Raw genomic sequence first — 20,979 nt, forward strand, 5'->3', positions numbered from 1 at the left:
CTATGCGAAATCGAGATTGGACCACGCGTCTGCACGACGTCATCAAGGCCGCCCTAGAGCGGCCTTTTTCATGGGGCGAATTTGACTGCTGCCTGTTTGCTGCCGACTGCGCGGTGGCCGTTTGCGGGGTCGATCCTGCTGCGCTGTACCGCGGCAAGTACAGCACCGAGGCGGGCGCCAAACGTGCGCTGAAGAAAAATCACGGCAGCCTCGAGGCAGCGTGGGATGCCTGCTTTGCCAGGGTGGCGCCGGCATTCGTCCAGCGTGGTGACGTCGCCATGTACGAAGGGCCGCAGGGTAAGGCAATTGCCGTGTTCTGGGCAGGTGAGTTCTGGGCAGCGACCGATGACGGCGCCGCACGGGTGGTGTGTGAAGCGACAGCTGTGTGGAGAGTTGAATGAGCGGCGGAGTCAAGAAAATAGCCCAGGTGGCCGTGGGCGCTGTCGTGGGTTTTGTTCAAGGCGGTCCGATCGGCGCGGCTATTGGCGCTGGCCTGGCGTTCTATGCTGCTTCTCAGCAGGAAGCGCTCACCAACAATTCGTCCACACGTGCCAGTGAGCCGTCTGCTCAGACGGTGCGGTCATCCAAGGCGCCGATCCGGTTCATCCTGGGTCGCGTCAGCACAGGCGGGGTGCTTGTCTGGGCCCAGGAGCAGAGTGGCGCTCAAGGGGCAGGGGAGTGGGTGCACCTGGTTTATGTCCTGAGCGAAGGCCCCGTCAGCAGGCTGGAAGACATTTTCCTGGGGCAAGAATCGATCAGCAAATTTGGCGACGATGCCACGTACGAGCTGGTGGTCAATCCGACCACGGTCAACGCCTTTCTCAAGGCGAACTGCCCGGACTGGAAAGACACGCAGATCGGCCGGGGCCTGTCCTATGTGCGCCTCTCGTTGCGTTACAACGCCGAGAAATTCCCCTCAGGCATTCCGGACGTGCGGTTTGTGGTGCGAGGGCGCGACGACATTTACGATCCGCGCACCGGCGCCTCCGGCTACACCCAGAACACGGCGCTGCACATCCTCTGGTATCTGCGCACCCGTTGCGGCGTGCCTGACGACGAGATCGTGTTTTCCACCTTCGCCAGCGGGGCCAACGTGTGCGACGAGCTGGTGACAAACGCTGACGGGACCAGCAGTAAGCGCTACACCACGGCCTGCGTGATTGCGGCCAATGAGCAGCGCACCCAGGTCATTCAAAAACTGGAAGCTTCCTGCGCAGGCAAACTTATACGGGTCGGCGGTCGCTGGATGCTGCAGGCCGGTGCTTACTATGGCCCGTATGACTTCGAAATCACCGAAGACATGGTGATTGGCACGATCAAGGGCGGTACCGAGTCCACCAATGATGCGGCCATCAACACAGTGCGCGGCACGTTCATCGATACCACCCAGGCTTGGGCCGAAACGGACTATCCCGAGGTGGTAGTCAGCCAGTGGCTGGTTGAGGACGGCGGCGAAGCGGCGGAGACCTTGAGCTATCCCTATGTGACGGACGCCTATCAGCCGCAACGCCTGGCCAACATCGAGTTGCGCCGGCGGCGCGCGGGCGGCGCGATCAGCATCCCGATGAACTTTGCTGGGTACAACTGCCGGCCCGGCCGCGTGGTGCGCGTGAACCTGCCTTCGCTGAACATCCTAGGCGAGTTCATCGTCACCAACTGGGCGATGGGTGCCAAGGAAGGCTGCACGGTGTCCGTGGCGCAGTATGAGCAGGCATTCTTCGATGACGCCGTGGGCCAGCCCTACAACCCGCTGGGCTTCATCAATCTGCCTTCCGGTGGGCTGGGGGCGCCTTCCGGTGTTGCATGGGCGGCGGAGACAGTGGCTGAGGTCATTCAGGGCGTTCTGTCCTGGGCACCACCGACCGGTATCGTGACGGAATATGTGGTCACTGTCCGGCAGGCCACTTCGGTAGTGCAGGCTCATACCGTTCCCGCCAGCAGCCTCAACTGTAATATCACGGGGCTGATTTCTGGCGACTATACGATGAGTGTGGCGGCTGTTGGACCCATGACCAGGTCAGGCGAGGTCTCGATCAACGTTTCAATCAACGGGCCGCCCACACCAGAGGCATGTGCGGTTCACTCTTCAATCGATTCGATCACGCTTGTCCCAAGCAATGCACGCAACGGATTGAATAGCGGGTTCTACGAATTCTTCTACAGCATGAATCCCAAGGCTACCGCAGCGGGCGCGCAGTATTTGGGGCAGGGCCTGAGCTTCACCCACGCAGGTCTGGCTTTTTCGACGATCTATTACTACTTCATCCGCTCGGTGAACGCCTACGGAAAGAGCGACTTTTTGTATGTCCCTGCCACGACATCCAACGATGTCAGTACATACCTCCAGGCTATCGCAGGTAAGGTAGAGAAATCTGCCTTGGGCAAGGAACTGGCGTCAGACATCGAATTGATCACCGGCATCGGGCCAGGTTCGGTGAACGAACGCCTGGACGAAGCGAAGGCTTCGGCAGATGAAGCGCGCGCACGCTTGGGTGAGCAGATAGCCGCTGTCGATACCGAACTGGAAGGAGTGAAGAACGACCTGCAAGCGCAGATTGATGCAGTCGCCGATCTTGCTGACTCGATGCCGTACAAACCCGACCAGACCTATGCTTCGGGCCAGGGCGTCTTGGGTACCGATGGTGTCATCTACCAAGCCGTCAAGGATGTGCCGGTCAAGACGCCGCCACCTAACACGACGTTCTGGCTGAACGTCGGTCAGGCGGTGGTCACTGCGAACGGCCTCGCTGCGCGCGTGCAAACGGTAGAGACGAAGGTTACTTCGGTGGAAGGGGTGAACACCGCCCAGGCGCAGCAGATCACCGGATTGCGCACAGACGTGGACGGCAAGGCGTCGGCGAGCAGTGTGCAGAGCATCGGCAACCGAGTGACGACTGCCGAGAACTCGATCAGCAGCCAAGGCTCGGCCTTGACCGGCTTGAACAGCAGCCTCAACACCACGAACACCAACGTCAGCGCTGCTCAGACCGCTGCAAACAACGCGGCCACGCTGGCCGGTAGCAAAGGCAAGGTGCTGGTGCAGACGGCGGCGCCGGCGGCGGCGGACCAGCTGGCGCAGAACCTGTGGATCGATATCACAGGCGGGGCCAACACACCCAAGCGCTGGAACGGTTCGGCCTGGGTGCCGGTGACTGACAAGGTGGCTACGGATGCGGCAGCAGCAGCGTCCAATGCACTGACCCAGGTGCAAGCCAAAGCCGATGCTTCCGCCGTGACGGCATTGAGTAATCGGGTCAACGCAACCGAAACCACCATTACATCAGTAAGTAACAACGTCACCAGCTTGAGCAATAGCCTATCCAATGCTGGGGGCGAAAACCTAGCTTATAACCCTGACTTCAATAAAGCCGCAGGAACGGCTAATGATTTGCCTGAGGGTTATCTCGCTGATGGGCCTGGAAACGCTGGATCATCCACTGGGGTGTTTTCGCTTGTTCCATCGTTTATGAACTCTGGTGAGAAGGCTCAGAGGATCACCGTCACAGGCTTGAATGAGAGTACGCTTTATAGATCCATTCGGAACGCTCAGAACCGTCTGCCTAAGATCATCGCAGGTCAGCCGGTTTGTGCTTCGATCAACGTAAAAGGCACGCCGGGGTTAGGGTTCCGGATGTTCATTCAACAAGTGAACGCGGCAGGGGCTACGATCTCCACAACTAACACGATCATGTACTACCTCACCGATGCTATTCAGCGGATCGCTCTGGCAGTACCCGCACCTGTGGCAAACACGGTATCTCTCGCGATTTTCTACCGGGTGTACGGCAGTGCCTCGGTGACAGATGGCTTTATCGACATGGCTCGGCCCCAGATTGAGTACGGGACTGTGCCCACTGGCTGGAGCAACAACGGGCAAGTGGATGCCTCCAACTTGTTGGCTACGTCCGAGGCAGTTTCTACGCTTGGCAGTCGTGTGGATCAACAAGGGGCTACTCTTACATCCACCAGCAGCAACTTGGTGAGTCTGTCCAATACCGTGACAGGCATACAGTCTGGAATAGGATCGTCAGGCCTTGATCCAGCGGCAAACGCTCTTTGGAATTTCGACGATAACTTGGAAGGGTGGGCCAGTGCGGGGGCGTCCATTTCTGTTTCAAAAGGATTGCTGCGGGTGGCTTCTTCAGGAAGCGACCCACAGATCCTTTCGCCGATTCTGTCTTTACAAGGCTCAATCTACACGCGGATTCGGCTTCGGGTTACACGTGTTGCGGGCTCTGGGTGGGATGGTAGGTTGTTTACGCGTACAGCCGCTCATAGCTGGGGTGCCTGGTTTAAAGATCAGCCGAATCCAAATCTGGCCGTGGGGCAAACTACGGTTCTTGAGTACGACATGGCGGCGCTTTCGTCCGGGGGATCGGATTGGGTAGACAATACAATCTTGGGCATACGCATCGATCTCGGGAGTACTGCGTCTGACATCTTTGACGTGGATTGGATCGCTATCGGTCGAGTGGGTCCGTCTGCTTCCAGCAAAGCACTGGACGCGGTAACTTCGACCGTCATCCAGCAAGGGGGTACCCTCACCAGCGTATCCGGGCGGACAACCTCTCTCGAAAATACCATCAACAGCACAGTCAACGGTCTTGCAACTAAAGCCAGCGCCAGTGCGGTCAGTGACATATCCAATCGTGTAGCTTCGGCAGAAAACTCGCTCACCAGCCAAAGCAGCGATATCACCCAGCTCAAGAATTCTGTGGGCGGTGCATCGCCGTTCGTGGCTGGGTACTCATGGGAGTTCGTCAATTCGACGCGTAATTGGACGGCTGAATCATCTGGAGCAACCATCAGCGCCGGGCCTTTGTTCGCGACGGTTTCGAAGTACACGAACATCCAGGCTACGTCTTCGTTTGGCACCATAATTGGTGCCGAGAACCCATACATGCGCGTGCGCTTGCGCCGGCGCGGTACTAATCGTGCAACGGCAGCTATGTACTGGGCGAACGAAGATGGCGGTTTGGCCGAAGCCCGGCGGTTTAACTGGCCGATCAATATCGCCACGGAGGACTGGCAAGACATCGAGTTTGACCTGTCCGGGCATGTGGGCTGGAACGGTAAGAAGATCTGGGCAATCCGTCTGGATATGATGATTTCGACCGATACAAACGGTAGCATCGATATCGCCTACATTGCCGTAGGACGCCGATCGGCTGCAGCGTCTGCGCAGGCGGTCTCGGCTTTGACGAGCGAGGTAACCCAGCAAGGGGCAACACTCACAAGTCAGGCCTCACAAGTGGCTTCGCTGCAAACGGCGGTTGGTAATGCCAACACAGCCATCCAGACCGAAGCTACAGCGCGTACCAATGCGGATACCGCACTTGGTCGGCGTATCGACACTGTGCAGTCTTCTGTGGGCAGTGCCAATGCTTTGATCCAAGGCGAATCGTCTACCCGAGCCAATGCTGATGCGGCTTTGGGGCAGCGCATTGATACGGTGCAAAGCTCTTTGGGCGATACGAATGCATCGGTGCAGCAGACCTCGACAGCGCTGGCCGGGCTGAACGGTCAGGTCAACGCCCAGTATTCCGTGAAAGTCATGACGACCAGCAGCGGAATGAAGGTGGCTGCAGGATTTGGCCTGGGCTTGGAAAGTGAAGGAGGGGTAACGCAATCCACCTTCGCAGTCAGCGCTGACCGGTTTGTTGTCCTGAATGCAAACTTGGGGGGCGGGGCAACGTTGTCGTCACCGTTTGCTGTCGAAAACGGCCAGGTTTTCATCGCAGATGCTTACATCAAGAAAGCCACAATCCAGCAGGGTATCGTGGGGCAAGGCCTGTACTCGCAAACATTTACGAACTACGGCGCGCCGGTAATGAACGTGGACTTTAATGCTGGGCAGATTCTTATCCAAAACAGAACAACCAACGGTGCTTATATGTTTATCCGGCAGGACGGGATATTCATGGTGCAGAACGGCGTGGTTGTAGTGGAGCTGAGTATGGGGTGATCAAAGAATGGCTGGATTGATTTTGCGTAATCCTGCAAATGGTCAAGAGATTCTAAGCATGACCGGTAATTACAGTCAGGATTTAGGATCGGTTATAACGAATGGTAACAACGGCTCAGTGACCATTCCGGCACCTCCAGCTGGGAAGACGTTGTTCTATAGCATCTTGCCGCTGGTCGATCTGCAGAGAGAAAAAGGTAAGCGCCCAGGCATTACCATTTCAGGGAGTACGCTCTCATGGGCGTATTCATACAACACAAACGGTTGGGGCTTCTTTTCGGCGAACTGCCGAATTGCCTATGGGTACTTTTAATGGCTGGCCTAAAAGTCAGGAAGCTGGACGGCACAATGTTGCTCGATAGTGAAAAGATCACTTACGGCTTGGTCAAAAGCGGATACCTGACGCAAGGCGAGGTATGGCCGCGCAAGCGCATTCGTTCGATCAATCTCGACCCTTCCCAAGGGACGAGCTGGGCCGACGATGCTCCGGGTACTGGCGATCAACAGTGGATCTTCACAGTGCCGGATTGTGTAGCACCCATGCTGTTTCTGGTGGGTGATGGGTGTCTGAATGGCGTCAGCGCCTCGGGCAATACTCGAACCTACATTTTCGGCAACGCTTCGGGATCGACGAGGGTGTACGCATTTGATCAGATGCGTGAAATGGGCTCTGGCCCCAGGCTGCGTTGCCGAAATGTCGCAACAGGCGCTATTACGTTCAATTCATACATGGTGCCGCTGAATATTATTGCCCAAGTAGCAGCGCCCGGCCCAGGAACGCAGCAAGGAAACACGTATGTGACTGCCTATGCAGGTGGAAATAACGAGCTGATCAAGGGTAGTTATCCATCAATCCAGTATTCAAAGGTGCGCGTACCACTAGGAAATGAAGAGTACGCGGTACACTTGCCATTCAGCCGTAACGCAGCAGTTGTAGATAACGGTGGTGCAATGGGTTATAGCGTGATTGAAGGCGCAGGCGGTTATGTTGGTGGCGTTCAATTCATGTTTGGACCCGCTGGCGGGTCGCCGTCTACTCAAGCGGGTGGCCAGCGTGTTGGTTATTATTCGATGGTCTTCGACCGGATGCCTGTAGCGTTGGTAACGCGCACGTCAAACTTGCCGTTTCCTTTTAATTAAACGATTCATTTAGAACCCTTTGCCGCCATAGAGCGGCTTTTTCATTTGGAGATTCACATGCCTTACATCGTCATCAACGGTGCGAACTCGTACGACCCGAATAACCAGGTGGAATACGCCACCGAAGCCGAGGCGGATGCCAAAGCGCGGGAGATCCTGCAGTCGTTCCCCCAATCGTCGATCCGGACCGCTCAGCTGCTCAACAGCTACAGCGCGAAGGTGACGATCAGCACCAAGGCCGTTCCGGAGCCTTCGCCGGCCGCAGATGAATCGCCGGCTGCTGAGTAAAACTCACTACTCCATATGCCCGCCTCGAGCGGGCTTTTTTACGTCCGGAGAAAAGCATGAAGACCTCACCGAAGGGCATCGCCCTGATTAAATCCGCCGAAGGGCTGCGGCTCAAGGCATACCCAGATCCCGGCACCGGTGGCCTGCCTTGGACGATCGGGTACGGCAGCACGTCGGGCGTCACCCGGAACATGGTCATTACGGAAGCCCAGGCCGAGCAGATGCTGGCGGCCGACCTGGTGCGGTTCGAGCGCATCGTGGAGCGCCTGGTGCGGGTGCCGCTCAACCAAGGCCAGTTCGATGCGCTGGTGTCGTTCACCTACAACGTGGGGGAGGGCAATTTCACCAAGTCGACGCTGCTGCGCAAGCTGAATGCCGGCGATACCCCCGGCGGCGCCGAGCAGTTCTCCCGCTGGGTCAACGCTGGCGGCAAAGTCCTGCCGGGCCTGGTAAATCGCCGCGCCGCCGAGCGAGGCCTGTTCCTGGGTATCGCGTGACCTGACCAACAATCATGCGCTCCACTGCGCGGCTTTCTAAAGGTGACCACCATGGCTGCATACACCGTTCAAAATGTATTCCCTTGGCGCCTCTCCAATTCGCCGGTCGTGATCACCGCTGTGGTTAAATCCGGCACGATAGTCGTCGAGAAGCAGGCGGGCGATACGTGGGTTCCCGCCTTCACATTCACCGAAACCGGCTGCCAAGCATTGTGGCTGGGTCGCGGCCGCTTCCGCGTGACCCCGACAGGGGAAGCCCTGTATGAGACGGATGAGCTATGACGGTCACGGCAGGCAATGGGAGCAGTGCGGGGCCAGGCAGCAGAGCGTCGATTCAAGGCGTCATAGCCAGCAAAGAGGATCGCCGCGGGCTGCAGCTGATCCAGAACTACAAGTTCGCCACCGACCTAGCCGGATGGGCTGCCGACCCTGCCTACGCTCGAAAGACGGAGCCAGGGTTCAACGGCGGCGATCCGTTTGTCGAGTACAACGGCATGTCAGGAAATTTCGACAACTTCACGACTTCGAACGATGCTGATTCGGGGATGCTAGTGGAGCCGTCCACGACCTACATCGTCAGCGGCACCCGAACCGCCAGCTTCACCGGGAACTATCCTCAGGTGCAGATCAATACCGGCGCAGATGACGGCGCCGGCCATGCCTTCCCCGGCACCACCCTGAGCTCCATGCGATTCACGGCAGCTGCGGCCGAAACTCGTTGGTCACTGCAGTTCACCACCGGCGCCGATACGAAGAAGGTCTGGATCCGATTCCAGGGTCTGGGCGGCGTCGGCCGGTTGCGGCTTATGAAGCTCAACCTCACCAAGGATGCAACCGTGCAGCCTTACCGCGACTACTTCAATAGCGGTAAGTGATGTGGGTGCCATACTGCTATGTGCCGCGTGAAACGCGTGCAATGGAAGGTACTGCTGATGGGCGATCCCCTTGGCTGAAATGACCAATACCTGTACATTCGATGCCTCGAAAGCGCATTTACTAGCGCGGAAACCAACGAATGGAATCACAAATGGCTACTCCAACTATATCTGCAATTGAAAACGCGTTTATTCCCGCCAAGGAAATAAGTGACTCAGCTAAGTTTGCAGGTCGGGAATCTGCAATAGAAGATGTTTTCTACGCTCTGCTCGCAGATGGTTCTAATATTGCCATTGTAGGGAATAGAGGAATAGGTAAGACGTCATTGGCCAGGCAGGTTGTTGCTATTGGGAGTGGAGATAACTCTATTCTCGATAAAACCGGAGTTCGCCATGACAGCAAGTTGGATTTTTTAACCGTGTACTTTGCCTGCGGCAATAGTATAAAGAGTACTGAGCAACTGCTTGAAACATTGCTCACTTCTGCGAGTTGCCTGGGTCGCTGGATTTATGACATACCTCAGGCATCGAAGGTCATGGGATCCTATTCGCCCAAATTTAGTGCAAAAGTCTTTGGTATTGGCGCTGAGCTAGGGGGTGTAAAATCCAACGAAAGTTCAAGCGCTCCAGCCCTTACAAGCCACAGCGTTGACGTGGTTTTTTCGAATGTCGTCGGAGCTATAGCTGATGCCAAAGTAGCCGAGAATGGAATACTTATCATCATAGATGAATTCGATCAAATAGCTAATCCTGACGGGTTCGCTTCATTCATTAAAGCGCTCGCCACTAATTGCCCACAAGTTAAGTTTTGTATAGTTGGAGTCGCCAAGGATATTCAGTCCCTCATGAAGGAGCATGAATCCACAGATAGACTTTTTGCAGGAAGTATCGTTAGTTTGGATCCAATGAATGAAAAGGAATTGCAAGAAATCATCGATAATGCCGAAATGTCAATTGGAAAGCATATAACTTTCGATGCCGGGGCGCGTAAGCGTATTATCAGTCTGGCTCAGGGTCACCCATATATGGTGCATTTGATTGGTAAGTTTGCTCTTAGGTCCAGCTATAACAAGCAGAGTGATGTGATAACTCTGGACGATATAAATGCCACTCTTGCAGGAATTGCTGAAAGGAAGGCAGATCCTGTGCTTGAGGGTAAATATCGGCGTGCCGTGGGCTCATCTTCTCAGCGAGAAACCGTACTCAAAGCAATGGCTGGGGCACGGGATGAGGCAAATGAGATCCTCACAACAAACGCTTACAAAGCAGCGTTGGAAATGGGAGTCGACAATTCTAGCCAGTACGTAGGCCAACTGGTTACAGAAGAGTATGGTGCAGAACTGGAAAAAATCCGTGAGCGATTTTACAGATTCAAGGATTCTCTGTTTCATTCCTACACCATGGCCAGACCAAGAATGTATAAGCCTGGCGAGGCTGAATAGCTACAGGGGTTCGCGAACGAGAGGCCGGGCAGCGTGTTGGGTTTCTAGGGCAAATTTAGGGCAAAACAGGGTCCTTTCGGGTACGTCACTGTCCATCAAGGTCCCACCAGAAGCCAATGATTATGGGGGCTGCGAGGTACTGCGATACGACCCGATAGGGTTCGAATCCCTATCCGGTAATCAGAGTTTTCTGGCATGAGTCCTTGCTGGAACCGTTAGACGATCTGTTTTCAATGTTCGCTCCGGCATCATTGCGGATCGCAAAGCCTTGAAGGCGTTGGGCCGACCATTACCAATCAGTGGTGCCTGCTACTGCCACGACCCACTCTACTCTGACAAAAACTGGATAGTACGGTGGAAAGGAGCAGCGTACCGATTGACTCTTTGCCGGTTACAAGGATCCTCGGTCAGTATTGCCGACGATCCACAATAGGTCTCGCCAGGGGAATACGCTTTGAACCTGAGTCAGCTTGCAGGATGGACCATGCACGAATGGCTTTACCGAATCCTGTAGCGACTGCCACCCATCGCAACTCCTGCAGCGGATGTGTGGAAAGGGATCATCGTGCACGGACCAGAATCTGGTCCAGGTGTCTACATCACTGAGCTTTGGTGTTAGGTTCAGCCATTCCAGCGTGTCCATGTGCGCCTCCGTTGTCCTGGTCCAAGCGTAGTAGGCTCTGCTGCTCTTCGCTCGGGCAACGCGCGGGCAAGGGTGGCTTCGGATCTGGCGCCGCCAATGTTTCGCGGAAAGGATAGGGGCTCTCGGCTGACTGCCGCGCTGCCATCTGCATCCCGCGCATCCGATTGCCGAGCGCTGATAGCTCGACGTGGGCGGCGGAGAGGTCGCGCTTGTACGACGCCAGCAAATGCAGCGCCTGATCGCGCTCGCGCGCAGTGACGGCGTGGATGTCGACCAACTTCAGGATATTCGTCCGGGCCTGGCGCAGGTCGGCGGCCACCTGCTCATACTCTGCCTGGACCAGCTCGGCCTGTTGCTTCCATATCTGCGCTTCGGTGGGTATGCCAAGGCATCCGAACTCTTCGTCTTCGATTTCCATACTGCTTCTCACCGATACTGTATGTGCGTACAGTATTGGAGGTGAGGGGGATTGCTCAAGGCTGGGTCGATGGATGGTGCAGGAATGTTGGGTGAGGGTGAGCAGAACGCTCGGAGAAAGGGCGGAAAGCCTGTCTAATACTGGCGGCTGCTACCTTGCGCATGTTGCCTGTAAAAGGCGCGATGAAGGCTTTGAGATTTAGACAGCAAATTGCTCTAGGCCACGCCGTTCAGGCGCTGGGCCTTTTTTTCACCACTAATGTTGCCCTACCGGATTGTAGCGATTCACGGCAACCTGGACCCTGGTCGGGTTCCGAGGCATATTGGGTGGGTTTTGCACACAAAAAATGTCCGGCCCGGGTAGCTGGCAACGCGCCTTTGCATACTTTTCCCGCACAAGGGACAAAGCCCCAGCCGATTTCGCTGTTCGATATCAGCCGCAGTTAGCTTTCTAGGTTCATCGTCGAGATGGTGTGAAGTATCAGGTGGTTGAGCCTTAGCTTTGCCGGTCCTACTTCTTCCAGAGATGGTCGAGATTATCCAGAACGTAGCACCTACGGCGAGTAGTACTCCGATAAAGATCAACCCGCCTGACCCGCTTGATCCTCCGCTACTCGACCTGCCTCTACTCCCTCCGTGGCCTCCGCTGCGGCCATGACCTGTGTTGCTGAAAAGCAAAGTCGCCGTGGCGAAGAAAAGTCGGCGCGAAATCTTTTTTTCAGACATCACTGCTTCCTGCAGAAAGGTTGGGTGTCAATAAGCCTGTGATTGCTCGCATCACGATACACCAGAATCTTGTCCGCACAGAGCGGCAGGACGCTTCATCGATTCGCGCAAAACCCAGGCTGCGGGCCCTTCTACTGCTTGAACAGCCCTGTTCTGGGACAGTGACGAACTCGTATGTGCGGACTAGCTGGAAAGGCAAGGTGTATATGTCGGCCATTCGGGTGTGTCGGATGGGTAGGGGACAGGATGGGATGTAGCAGGGAGCGGGGATCCGTATGCCGAACCGGCATACGGATAGGAGGAGTCATCTGATACCAATTTTGATACCAATGGCAGTTATTCGTTGATATGCGGTGAGTGCTATCGAGCGGCAATTGCCCGAAAACATTGATCAACAGCTAACCTCAGCAACCACTCAAGACTGCATGGTGATGTTAGCTGTGGAGATCAAGGAGCTTACCTATCAATAACTGGGGGAGCGATGGGTTCAGGTGATATCGATTCGATGGCCGACGCGATACCACGCTGGAGCCGGGCAATAAAGGCGGGATGCAGACCGGACAGTGCGGCTATTGTCGCATAGGTACGGTGGTAGTTGTACGTCTGCTCGACGTACTCTCGGTTCGGCGAAAGCCTGGTCCATCGCAAGGCCACGGCCGTGTGACGGACCGTGTCTCCACTGTCAGCCCTCGCGCCCCAGCTGCGCCAGAATCGTCGCCAGCTCATTCTTCCTGAACGGCTTGCTCAGCCGCGGCAGGTCGGGGTCGAGGCCTTCGCGCTCGGCATAGCCTGAAACCAGCAGGATCGCGGTCCCCGGCCGGGAGCAGCGGACCTGCCTGGCCAGATCGGTGCCGCTGATGCCCGGCATGAGGTGGTCGGTGATCAGCAGGTCGAAGGCCTCGCCGGTGTCCATCAGGGCGATGGCTTCCTCGCCGGATGCGGCCTCGATGACGCAATAGCCCAGTTCGGCCAGCATGTAAGAGGTACTTGCCCGTACCAGCTCTTCGTCGTCCACCAGCAACGCGACGCCGCGGCTGGAGGACAGCTCCGGCGTGTCGACCAAGCGCAGGGCCTCGGCGGGAAGGGTAGCGCTGCGTGGCAGCCACAGCTCGACGTTGGTCCCCAGGCCCGGTGAGCTTTGAATGGTCAGCGCGCCGTTCAGCTGCGAGGCCAACCCATGCACCATCGACAGCCCCAGGCCGGTGCCCTGGCCGACGCCCTTGGTGGAGAAGAACGGTTCCACTGCACGCGCCAGCGTGGCGGCGTCCATGCCCGAGCCGGTGTCCGCGACAGACAGGCAGAGGTAGTTGCCCACGGCAAGTCCCGACCGATGCCCTGCCTCGATCGATTCCGTGCAGGCGGATATGCGCAGTGTTCCGCCCTCGAGCATTGCGTCTCGGGCGTTGACGGAGAGGTTGAGCAGCGCCATTTCGAGCTGGTTGACGTCGGCGATCGCCGCGGGCAGATGCTCCGGCGCATCGACGACGACCTTGATCTGCGGGCCGGTGGTGCTGGCCAGCAGGTCGCCCATGTCGCTGACCAGCTTGCCGACGTTGACGGCGACCGCCTGCAGCGGCTGGCGTCGGGCAAAGGCCAGTAGCCGCTGTACCAGCGTCTTGGCGCGATCCGCCGATTGCACGGCGCCGGAGATCAGCCGTTGCTCCCGCTCGCCGCCCACGCCCCGGCGCTGGAGCATGTCCAGCGTGCCGACGATCGGGGTGAGCAGGTTGTTGAAATCGTGGGCCACGCCACCGGTGAGCTGCCCCATGGCTTCCATCTTCTGGCTCTGCCGCAAAGCCAACTGGACTTCTTCACGCTCGGCGATGGCTTGGGCCACGCGCCCTTCGAGGGTGGCATTGAGTTCGCGCAGTTTCTCATCGGCGTTCTTGCGGGCGGTGATGTCCATCGCCGTGCCAGTGACGCGCAGGCAGCGTCCGTGCTCATCGAACACGGCTCGTCCCTTGGCGGCCACCCAGCGGACCACGCCGTCCTCGCGACCGATGGTACGGTAGTCCACGTCGTAGAGCGCCCGGCGTTCAGGGTCCATGGCTGCGCTGAAGGCCTCCAGGGTTGCCCGGCGATCGTGAGGATGCAGGCCCTGATAGAAATCCTCGATGGTCACCGACACATCGGCCGAGATGCCGAACATCGCCTTGGTCTGCGGTGGCCACACCAGCGTGTTCTGCACCAGGTCCACGTCCCAGAACCCGACATCGGCGTGGTCCACCGCCAGACGCAACCGGGCCTCGCTGGTGCGCACGGCCACATCGACTTGCGCGCGGTGCACCATGAGACCGATGGTCTGCACGACGAAATCGATGATCTCCACATCGGCTGGCACGGCCTGCCGTACCTCTGGGTGATACAGCACAAAGGCACCCATCACGACGCCCTGCGTGGAACGGATCGGAGTCGACCAGCACACCTGCAAGCCATGCTCGTTGGCCAACACTGCCAGCTGGTTTGCCAACACTTCGTTCGAACTGTCGCCGGCGTTCGTCTTGCCAGCGTCCAAGTCCAGGCAAAGACCTTCGACCGCCCCGGTGTAGTGACCAGGAAGGCTGGGGCCCACGAAGCGCTGCACGCGCCGCCCCTGGTCGTCCAGCAGCAGAACGCTTCCCAGCAGACCGGACGTGGACAGGGTTTCGACCTCGCGCACGATCGCTTCCAGCGTCACGTCCAGGCTGCCTTCGGCCACTGCCAGCGCGAGCATGCGGTTCTGCGCAGCGCCGATGGCGGCCGCGCGGTTGCGCGCCTGGGTCAGGCGCGCGTTTTCGATGGCAATGGTGGCCAGACGCGCCAGGCTTTCCAGGCGTTCGATCGTGTCGCGGTTATGAGGGCGCACCTGTGACCAGTACGCGCCGAGCGCGGCCACCGCCAGCGGTTTGCCGATCGGGACCATGACCAGGCTGCGCACGAACGTCGGGTCGTAGGCTTCTCGCGGGATACGCGGGTCCAGCCGCACGTCCGGGATGACATACGTCTTGTTGTCGAGCATCGCCCAGCCGGACACGCAGCGATCGATCGGAAACGTCTTGCCGCTCCACAGCGGGGAAATCGCATCCTCGGCGACGTAGGTGCAGTGCCCGCCGTTTTCGATGACGATCGCGATGCCCTCGGCGCCCACCGTCGCCCGAGCCGTGTCGCGAAGAACGCTCACCACCTCGTCGATGGACTCGGCCATGGCCAGTCGTTCGCTGGCCTGCAGCACGTGGGACAGTCGTTCATCACTGTCGAGACCCTTGGGTACGATGTGCAAGCGGATCTCCGATGGATGAGAGAGGTACGGGGCGAGGTGCCCGACGGTCCAGTTTCTCAGAAATGCGGCCGAGCCGATAGCACGGCCGTAAAGCTGAAAACTGCCGTTGGTCTCCCTACCTGAGCACCGACAGTCGGTACACCCCGGCATCGTTGTCGATCCCATGGGTGTCGTGGGCAAAGCCGGGAAACGCGCGGTCGAAGCTCTCCAGCGCCTTCAGGTAGGCGAGCAGCGGGCCGTCCGCCGCACCGGCGTTCTCGCCGGGCATCAGCAACGGAATGCCGGGCGGGTAGGGCACGATGCCCGTCGCCACCACCCGTCCAGCCGCATCGTCCAGCGTCACCAGTTCCACCTCGTTGCGGACCAGTTTTTCGTAGGCCTGTACCGGGCTGAACTCGGCTTGGGGCAGCATGCCGAAGGCTGCCGCCATGGCGGCCGTGGTGCGATTGGCCTTCATCGCCGTGAAGATCTCTTCGGCCAGGTCTCTGAGGCCCATGCCGCCGTAGCGCTGCTGCGTGACGGCAAGCAGGTCGGGCAGGCACAGTTCCAGCTCAAGGTTGGCGTCGTAGTCGCGCTTGAAATCCAGCAGTGCGTTCACCAAGGTGCCCCACTTGCCCTTGGTGATACCGATGGAGAACAGGAAGAGCAGGGTGAAGTCGGTGGTTTTCTCGACCACGATCCCTTGCCGGCCCAGATACGCACTCACCACACAGGCCGGAATGCCGAAGTCCAGCAGTTGCCCGTCGTCGCCCATGCCGGGGGTCAGAATCGACACCTTGATCGGATCGAGCATGCAGTAACCGTCTTCGATGTCGCCGAAACCATGCCAGACTTCGCCGGGGTGCAGCACCCAGCAGTTCGGGTCGGACTTGAGCTTCGCCGGATCGACTTCATGGAAGTCGATGGCGGCCCCGCCGATGTCTATCGACGGTGGCTGCCAGCAGGACACGAACCAGTCGTCGTTGGCCCGCATGTCAGCGTGCATCCGTGAAATCACCTGGCGAAACGCAATGGCTTCCTCGATGGATTCATTGGTCAGGATCTGCCCGCTCGGCGCCTCCATCATGGCCGAACTGACGTCGCAGGAGGCCATGATCGCGTAGTTGGGCGAGGTCGACGCATGCATCATGTACGACTCGTTGAAGCGTGCGTGGTGAATAGGATTGCGCCCGTTGCGCACATGGATCATCGATGCCTGGGACAGCGCGGCCAGCAGTTTGTGGGTGGACTGGGTGGCGAACACCGTCGGCTTGGAGGCGTCGTGGTCATCGGGGCTGCCGTGCATCGCGAAGCGGTCCTTGTACAACGGATTGAACCGCGCGTAGCCATACCACGCCTCGTCGAAGTGCAGGCGGTCGACGCTTTGCCCGAGCAACTCCTCGACCCGCGTGACGTTGTAGGTCAAGCCGTCATAGGTGGAGTTGGTGACGATGGCGTGCACCGGCGTGGGGTCGATGTGCGCCCCGACCAGCGGGTTGCTCGCAATGGCCGCGCGTACCGCGGCCGCGCTCAACGTCTGCGGCAGGATCGGGCCGATGATGCCGAAGCGATTGCGCGTCGGCACCAGGTAGGTCGGGATGGCCCCGGACAGGGTCATCGCGTGCTCGGCAGACTTGTGGCAGTTACGGTCGCACAGCGCGATCTGATCGCGGGTGACGCTGGCCATCAGGATCACCCGGTTCGACATCGACGAGCCATTGGTGACGTAGTAGGTGCGATGGGCGCCGAATACCTTGGCCGCGTATCGCTCGCCCTGGCCAATGGGGCCACTGTGGTCGAGCAGCGAGCCCAGTTCGCCAACCGAAATGGACAGGTCGGAGCGCAGCAGGTTTTCCCCGAAGAACTCATAGAACGCCCGGCCAGCCGTGCTTTTCAGAAAGGCCGTACCGCCGGCGTGGCCCGGGGTGTGCCAGGAGTATTCATAACTGCGGGCGAACTTGAGCAGGGCGCCGAACATGGGCGGCAGCACCGCTTGGCGATAGCGCTCCATGGCGGCCAGGATCCGCCCACTGAGGAAACGACTGGTGTCCTCGGGCAGCCAGATGAAGTCGTCGGCGTGCTGCATGACGATCAACGGCACGTTGGATGCGGTGCTGCGGTCGCTGATCAGGAACACCGGCACGCGCGTGTTGCGCTCGCGCAGGCGGGCGAGCAGATCGATGCATTGCTGATGGTCGGCACTCCTGTCCATTTCCCAACTGAGCAATACACACTGGATCGCCGGGTCGGTGCTCAGGATCGACTTGGCATCGTCCAGACGCTCGGAGGTGATCACGCTGATGGATCGCTCCTCCACGTCGGTGATCAGCTGAATCAGCGCCCGTCCGAACACAGTGCGTTTGTCGGGTTGATCGCTGATCAACAAAGCCAGCATGCCGAGCAGGTTTCTATGGTCCGTCATGGTCGCGCTTCCAGGGCAGGGGGTTGGTTGGGGTACGGGGCAGGCTGTTCACCAGAATCGGCGTGCCGACGATGTGCTGGGCGGCAACGGTCTGGGTCGGGGCGCTGTTGTTGAGCGCTTCCAGGCGAATCAGGCGGTTGTTGACGAAGCCGAACAGCGTGTAGCCGACGATGGTCGCCACGCCGCCCAGCATCAGGGCCTGGGCTCCGGAGCTGTACAGCGCCAGGTAGCTGTAGGCCGTCGCGACCGCGGCGGCGACGTTGGTTATCAAGGCCTTGTTGGCCGGGACATTCGACACCTTCTGCAAGGTCATCAAGGTGGCCATCGACAGAATGTACGGCACCAGGTTGGTGACCACCGCCAGGTTCACCAGGGTGTCGAACTGCTTGGCCAGGTCTGGGCTGATGGTCAGCAAGGCCATCGCGGTCTGGATGGCGAGCAGGATCAGCATGCTGATGATCGGCACCCCGTGCTTGTTGATCTTGGCGAAGATCGGCAGAAAGTAGCCCGTGTCGGCTGAGCTTTTGAAGACCTGGGCCACGGTGAACTGCCAACCCAGCAGCGAACCGATGCAGGCGAGCACCATCAGGCCCATGACCAGGTTGCCGATCGTCGGCGTGAACATCTTGGCGAACACCAGGCCGAACGGCGCGGTGGAGGAAACCAGCTCGGCATTGTCGACGATGCCGGCGATCACATTGGTGGACAGGATGTAGATCACCGCCGCGCCCAACGTGCCGCCGAGCACGGCAATGGGTACGTTTTTTTCCGGGTTTTCCACGGCGTCGCCGTTGGCACACGCCGATTCCAGGCCAAGAAACGCCCACAGAGTGATTGCCACCGAGGCACCGGCCGCTTCGTACCAGGGCATGTCGTGGGGATTCCAGCCCGCCGCATAGGTGCCGCTGTCGAACCAGAACCAGCCGATCGTCGACACCAGCACCACGGGTGCGATCACGCCCCACACCGTGATCGAGCCGATCTTGCCGGTGACGCTCGCCCCGCCGAAGTTGGCGAAGGTGGTCAGCCATAACAGCGCGATGGTCGCCAGGCCCACCTGCAGCGAATCAAGTCTGATATCGAACAGGGTCTGGATGTAACCCACCGCCGTGATGCTGATCGCCACGTTGGCGATCAGCAGGGACAGTCCGTAGGTGTAGTTGGTGATGTAGTTGCCCGACTTGCCGAAGGTGTATTCCGCGTAACCGCCCATGCCGCCGGTCTTGCGGCTGAGCATGCCGCAGCGGGCGAAGGCATAGGCCAGGGCCAGGGAGCCGGTAGCCGTGATCAGCCAGGAGAGGATCGAGATGCCGCCGACTTCGGCGAGCTTGGTGGGTAACAGAACGATGCCGGATCCCAGCATGTTGACGGCTGTCAGCATGGTCAGCTGACTCACACTCATCTTTTTCATGACGGCCACTCCATTGCCTGAATGATCAGAGAGGCCTTTAGCTATAGCAAAGAAACCTCAGAAGACAAGGCAGTGGCTGGTTTGCAGGGAAGAGCAAACCGCTCGTCACGTCAGTGGCACTTCCCGGGTTGCGGTGATCTCCCACTATCAGGTGCGGATGAACCGCTCCACGAAAGGAGACATATCATGGTCGAAGACAACAACCCCCCGCAGAATCCGTATCCAGGGCCCGCCGAGCCAGGTAGCGGGGAAGAGGGCTACCCTGATATCCAAGACGAGCATGATGACGAACAGGACGGCTCGCCTGGCAACAAGGCGGTGGGAGAACCCGATACCGAGGCCAATCCACCCGTCGACGAAGACGAAGAGCCTTCGCCCGGCAATAGCCTCTAGCCAATATCCTCCAGATAAAAGCCCGGCCTGCCCAGTGAACCTGCACCCTGCCTTGCGCAGGGTGCTTGCGTTTTACGCCGAGCCCGAGGCGTCCTTCAGGCCATTGAGCTGCATGTACTCCTCCCACGGCATGCCAGCCATCTCGGCCACTTCCCTGTGAACCTCCAGCCGTTGCGCCTGAAAGTCTTCCGGGGTGTCGGCGGTGAGCTTGAGGGTCAGTTCCCAGGCGAACAGGTCCTGGCCATTGGCGGCTTCTTCGAAGGCCTCGTGCAGACGTTCGGCGCGATATTCCTCGATGCTCAGCCCTGCCGCACGTGCGGCCAGGGGGTTGAGGCTGCCCAGTTCCGTTTGCAGCTCGGGACTCATCTCGAGAAAACGGTCCAGTGCGGCCTGGTGACGCGAATCGGGTTCTGCCATGGGGCCTTCGATCGGTGTGGGAAAGGGCACGATTGTGCAGGCCCCCGTCGATGCAGGCAATGCTGGGTGCGTGCGGTTTTGTGACGAAGTGCACGTAAGCCAGTGGAACGCGCGGTGCCTGGCGAGCACTAAGGCCTATCTCCATTCATCACCGCAGGACCTTGCGATGGCCTACGTGTTGTTGCTGTTGGCAGGCGCCGTGCTGGCGACTTCGGCCGCTCTGTGGCCGCAATGGTGTGGCCGCTCCGGGACGGTCGGGCGCTCGCGCCTCGGCACTTGGTTGCTCGGCCATTTCGAGGTGCTTGGTGCCTTCTTCCTGCTGCTCACCGCCATGCACCTTTGCCAATGATGCTCCGGCAATGGTGCTGCCCGTTCACGTCGATGCTACATTCGCGGTTTATCTGAATCCGGAATGGAAACGACGATGCGAATCATCGCTGCAGCACTTGGCCTGTGCGTACTCACTGGTTGCACCAGCCTCAACATGAAACAGGCGCGCAGCAGTGCGCCGGTGCAGACCGTGACGTCGGAGAAACCGGCGCAGAAGATCGCCCAATGCGTGCAGTTCAGCTGGCAGGACGAAGCCATGTTCGGCGTGATGACCGATGCGTCCAGTGAAGCAAGCGATGGCGGTTACACCGTGTTCACTCCCGCAGCCACGTACTTCGCCGACATCCGCCCACGCGGTGCCGGTAGTCAGGTCAGCTTCTACGCCCGCGAGCAGGGCGAGGTCGCCACGCGCCGACTGGCATCGCTGGCCACCTGCCTCTAAGCGTGAAACGCTTTGATTCTGCGACAAAATAATCTGCACCCCTGCGTCGCGATCACGTCTGATGCCATGAGTTCATCGATCCACTGAAACCACTGTGCTTTGTGAGGATGATATGGCACCCAGCAGTTCGACGCAGATTCCCGACCCTCTGGACCGTCCCAACGACCCGGTCGCGCCCGAACCCTTCGCCGAGGGCAAGCTCGACGAGGACGTGCGGCCTGGCGACGAAGGCCTGTCGCCCGTGCCGATGGACCGCGACCCTGAGCTGGACCCGCGCCAGGTGCGCACCCAGACCGGCGACGCCGACGTGAGCCCTGACGATCCGGCCTGAGC

17 protein-coding genes are annotated in these 20,979 nt (G+C 59.1%); 12 read left to right on the forward strand and 5 right to left on the reverse strand.

Annotation, left to right across the window (positions count from 1 at the left end; translation table 11 throughout):
• Positions 1-2: 2 nt before the first annotated feature.
• The 8 genes from AC788_RS04255 (at position 3) to AC788_RS04290 (ending at position 10,207) form a co-directional block, all read left to right on the forward strand.
• Positions 3-401 (forward strand): DUF6950 family protein, encoded by a 399-nt coding sequence (locus tag AC788_RS04255; RefSeq protein WP_049859359.1) that lies wholly within the window; start codon positions 3-5, stop codon positions 399-401.
• Positions 398-5,965 carry a phage tail tip fiber protein gene (locus AC788_RS22055; RefSeq protein WP_049859360.1) on the forward strand — a complete coding sequence of 1,856 codons (5,568 nt, stop codon included), beginning with the start codon at positions 398-400 and terminating at the stop codon, positions 5,963-5,965. The genes AC788_RS04255 and AC788_RS22055 overlap by 4 nt, the downstream gene beginning before the upstream one ends.
• Before the next feature lie 237 nt (positions 5,966-6,202).
• A complete protein-coding gene (locus tag AC788_RS21570) occupies positions 6,203-7,105 on the forward strand; it encodes a hypothetical protein (RefSeq protein ID WP_049859361.1) in 903 nt (300 codons plus the stop codon).
• 57 nt (positions 7,106-7,162) lie between these two features.
• The gene (locus AC788_RS04270) at positions 7,163-7,393 is read left to right on the forward strand and encodes a hypothetical protein (protein WP_049859362.1); all 231 of its coding nucleotides are present in this window, start codon (positions 7,163-7,165) and stop codon (positions 7,391-7,393) included.
• 56 nt (positions 7,394-7,449) lie between these two features.
• Positions 7,450-7,890: a lysozyme gene (locus AC788_RS04275; protein ID WP_049859363.1), complete on the forward strand. Its 441-nt coding sequence runs from the start codon at positions 7,450-7,452 to the stop codon at positions 7,888-7,890.
• Between the two features lie 51 nt (positions 7,891-7,941).
• Positions 7,942-8,172, forward strand: a complete 231-nt coding sequence (locus tag AC788_RS04280) for a hypothetical protein (RefSeq protein WP_049859364.1) — start codon at positions 7,942-7,944, stop codon at positions 8,170-8,172.
• Positions 8,169-8,765: a hypothetical protein gene (locus AC788_RS04285; RefSeq protein ID WP_049859365.1), complete on the forward strand. Its 597-nt coding sequence runs from the start codon at positions 8,169-8,171 to the stop codon at positions 8,763-8,765. Before AC788_RS04280 ends, AC788_RS04285 begins: the two co-directional genes overlap by 4 nt.
• A 152-nt stretch (positions 8,766-8,917) precedes the next feature.
• Positions 8,918-10,207, forward strand: coding sequence for an nSTAND1 domain-containing NTPase (locus AC788_RS04290; protein WP_049859366.1), 1,290 nt, complete (start codon positions 8,918-8,920; stop codon positions 10,205-10,207).
• 599 nt (positions 10,208-10,806) lie between these two features.
• Here AC788_RS04290 and AC788_RS04295 read toward each other — a convergent pair.
• The 4 genes from AC788_RS04295 to potE all read right to left on the reverse strand — a co-directional run bounded on the left by AC788_RS04295 (position 10,807) and on the right by potE (position 19,073).
• The gene (locus AC788_RS04295; RefSeq protein ID WP_049859367.1) at positions 10,807-11,268 is read right to left on the reverse strand and encodes a hypothetical protein; all 462 of its coding nucleotides are present in this window, start codon (positions 11,266-11,268) and stop codon (positions 10,807-10,809) included.
• A gap of 1,407 nt (positions 11,269-12,675) precedes the next feature.
• Positions 12,676-15,177 carry an ATP-binding protein gene (locus AC788_RS04300; protein WP_177327950.1) on the reverse strand — a complete coding sequence of 834 codons (2,502 nt, stop codon included), beginning with the start codon at positions 15,175-15,177 and terminating at the stop codon, positions 12,676-12,678.
• Positions 15,178-15,367: 190 nt separating this feature from the next.
• Positions 15,368-17,653 (reverse strand): Orn/Lys/Arg decarboxylase N-terminal domain-containing protein, encoded by a 2,286-nt coding sequence (locus AC788_RS04305; protein WP_049859368.1) that lies wholly within the window; start codon positions 17,651-17,653, stop codon positions 15,368-15,370.
• Complete coding sequence (gene potE / locus AC788_RS04310; protein ID WP_049859369.1) at positions 17,640-19,073, reverse strand: putrescine-ornithine antiporter; 1,434 nt, start codon at positions 19,071-19,073, stop codon at positions 17,640-17,642. Before potE ends, AC788_RS04305 begins: the two co-directional genes overlap by 14 nt.
• Positions 19,074-19,250: 177 nt before the next feature.
• On the opposite strand from potE, the gene AC788_RS04315 reads away from it, so the two are divergent.
• Positions 19,251-19,457 (forward strand): hypothetical protein, encoded by a 207-nt coding sequence (locus AC788_RS04315; protein WP_049859370.1) that lies wholly within the window; start codon positions 19,251-19,253, stop codon positions 19,455-19,457.
• A 72-nt stretch (positions 19,458-19,529) separates the two neighbouring features.
• Here the strand turns inward: AC788_RS04315 and AC788_RS04320 are convergent, their stop codons facing one another.
• The gene (locus AC788_RS04320) at positions 19,530-19,874 is read right to left on the reverse strand and encodes a DUF6388 family protein (protein WP_049859371.1); all 345 of its coding nucleotides are present in this window, start codon (positions 19,872-19,874) and stop codon (positions 19,530-19,532) included.
• Positions 19,875-20,040: 166 nt separating this feature from the next.
• Here AC788_RS04320 and AC788_RS04325 point away from each other — a divergent pair, with 166 nt between their 5' ends.
• The 3 genes from AC788_RS04325 (at position 20,041) to AC788_RS04335 (ending at position 20,977) form a co-directional block, all read left to right on the forward strand.
• Complete coding sequence (locus AC788_RS04325) at positions 20,041-20,223, forward strand: hypothetical protein (protein WP_049859372.1); 183 nt, start codon at positions 20,041-20,043, stop codon at positions 20,221-20,223.
• Between the two features lie 75 nt (positions 20,224-20,298).
• Positions 20,299-20,646 carry a hypothetical protein gene (locus tag AC788_RS04330; protein ID WP_049859373.1) on the forward strand — a complete coding sequence of 116 codons (348 nt, stop codon included), beginning with the start codon at positions 20,299-20,301 and terminating at the stop codon, positions 20,644-20,646.
• Between the two features lie 112 nt (positions 20,647-20,758).
• A complete protein-coding gene (locus tag AC788_RS04335) occupies positions 20,759-20,977 on the forward strand; it encodes a hypothetical protein (protein WP_049859374.1) in 219 nt (72 codons plus the stop codon).
• Positions 20,978-20,979 lie beyond the last annotated feature (2 nt).

This window comes from Pseudomonas sp. RIT-PI-a (assembly GCF_001187875.1).
In the GTDB taxonomy this organism is placed as follows: domain Bacteria; phylum Pseudomonadota; class Gammaproteobacteria; order Pseudomonadales; family Pseudomonadaceae; genus Aquipseudomonas; species Aquipseudomonas coleopterorum.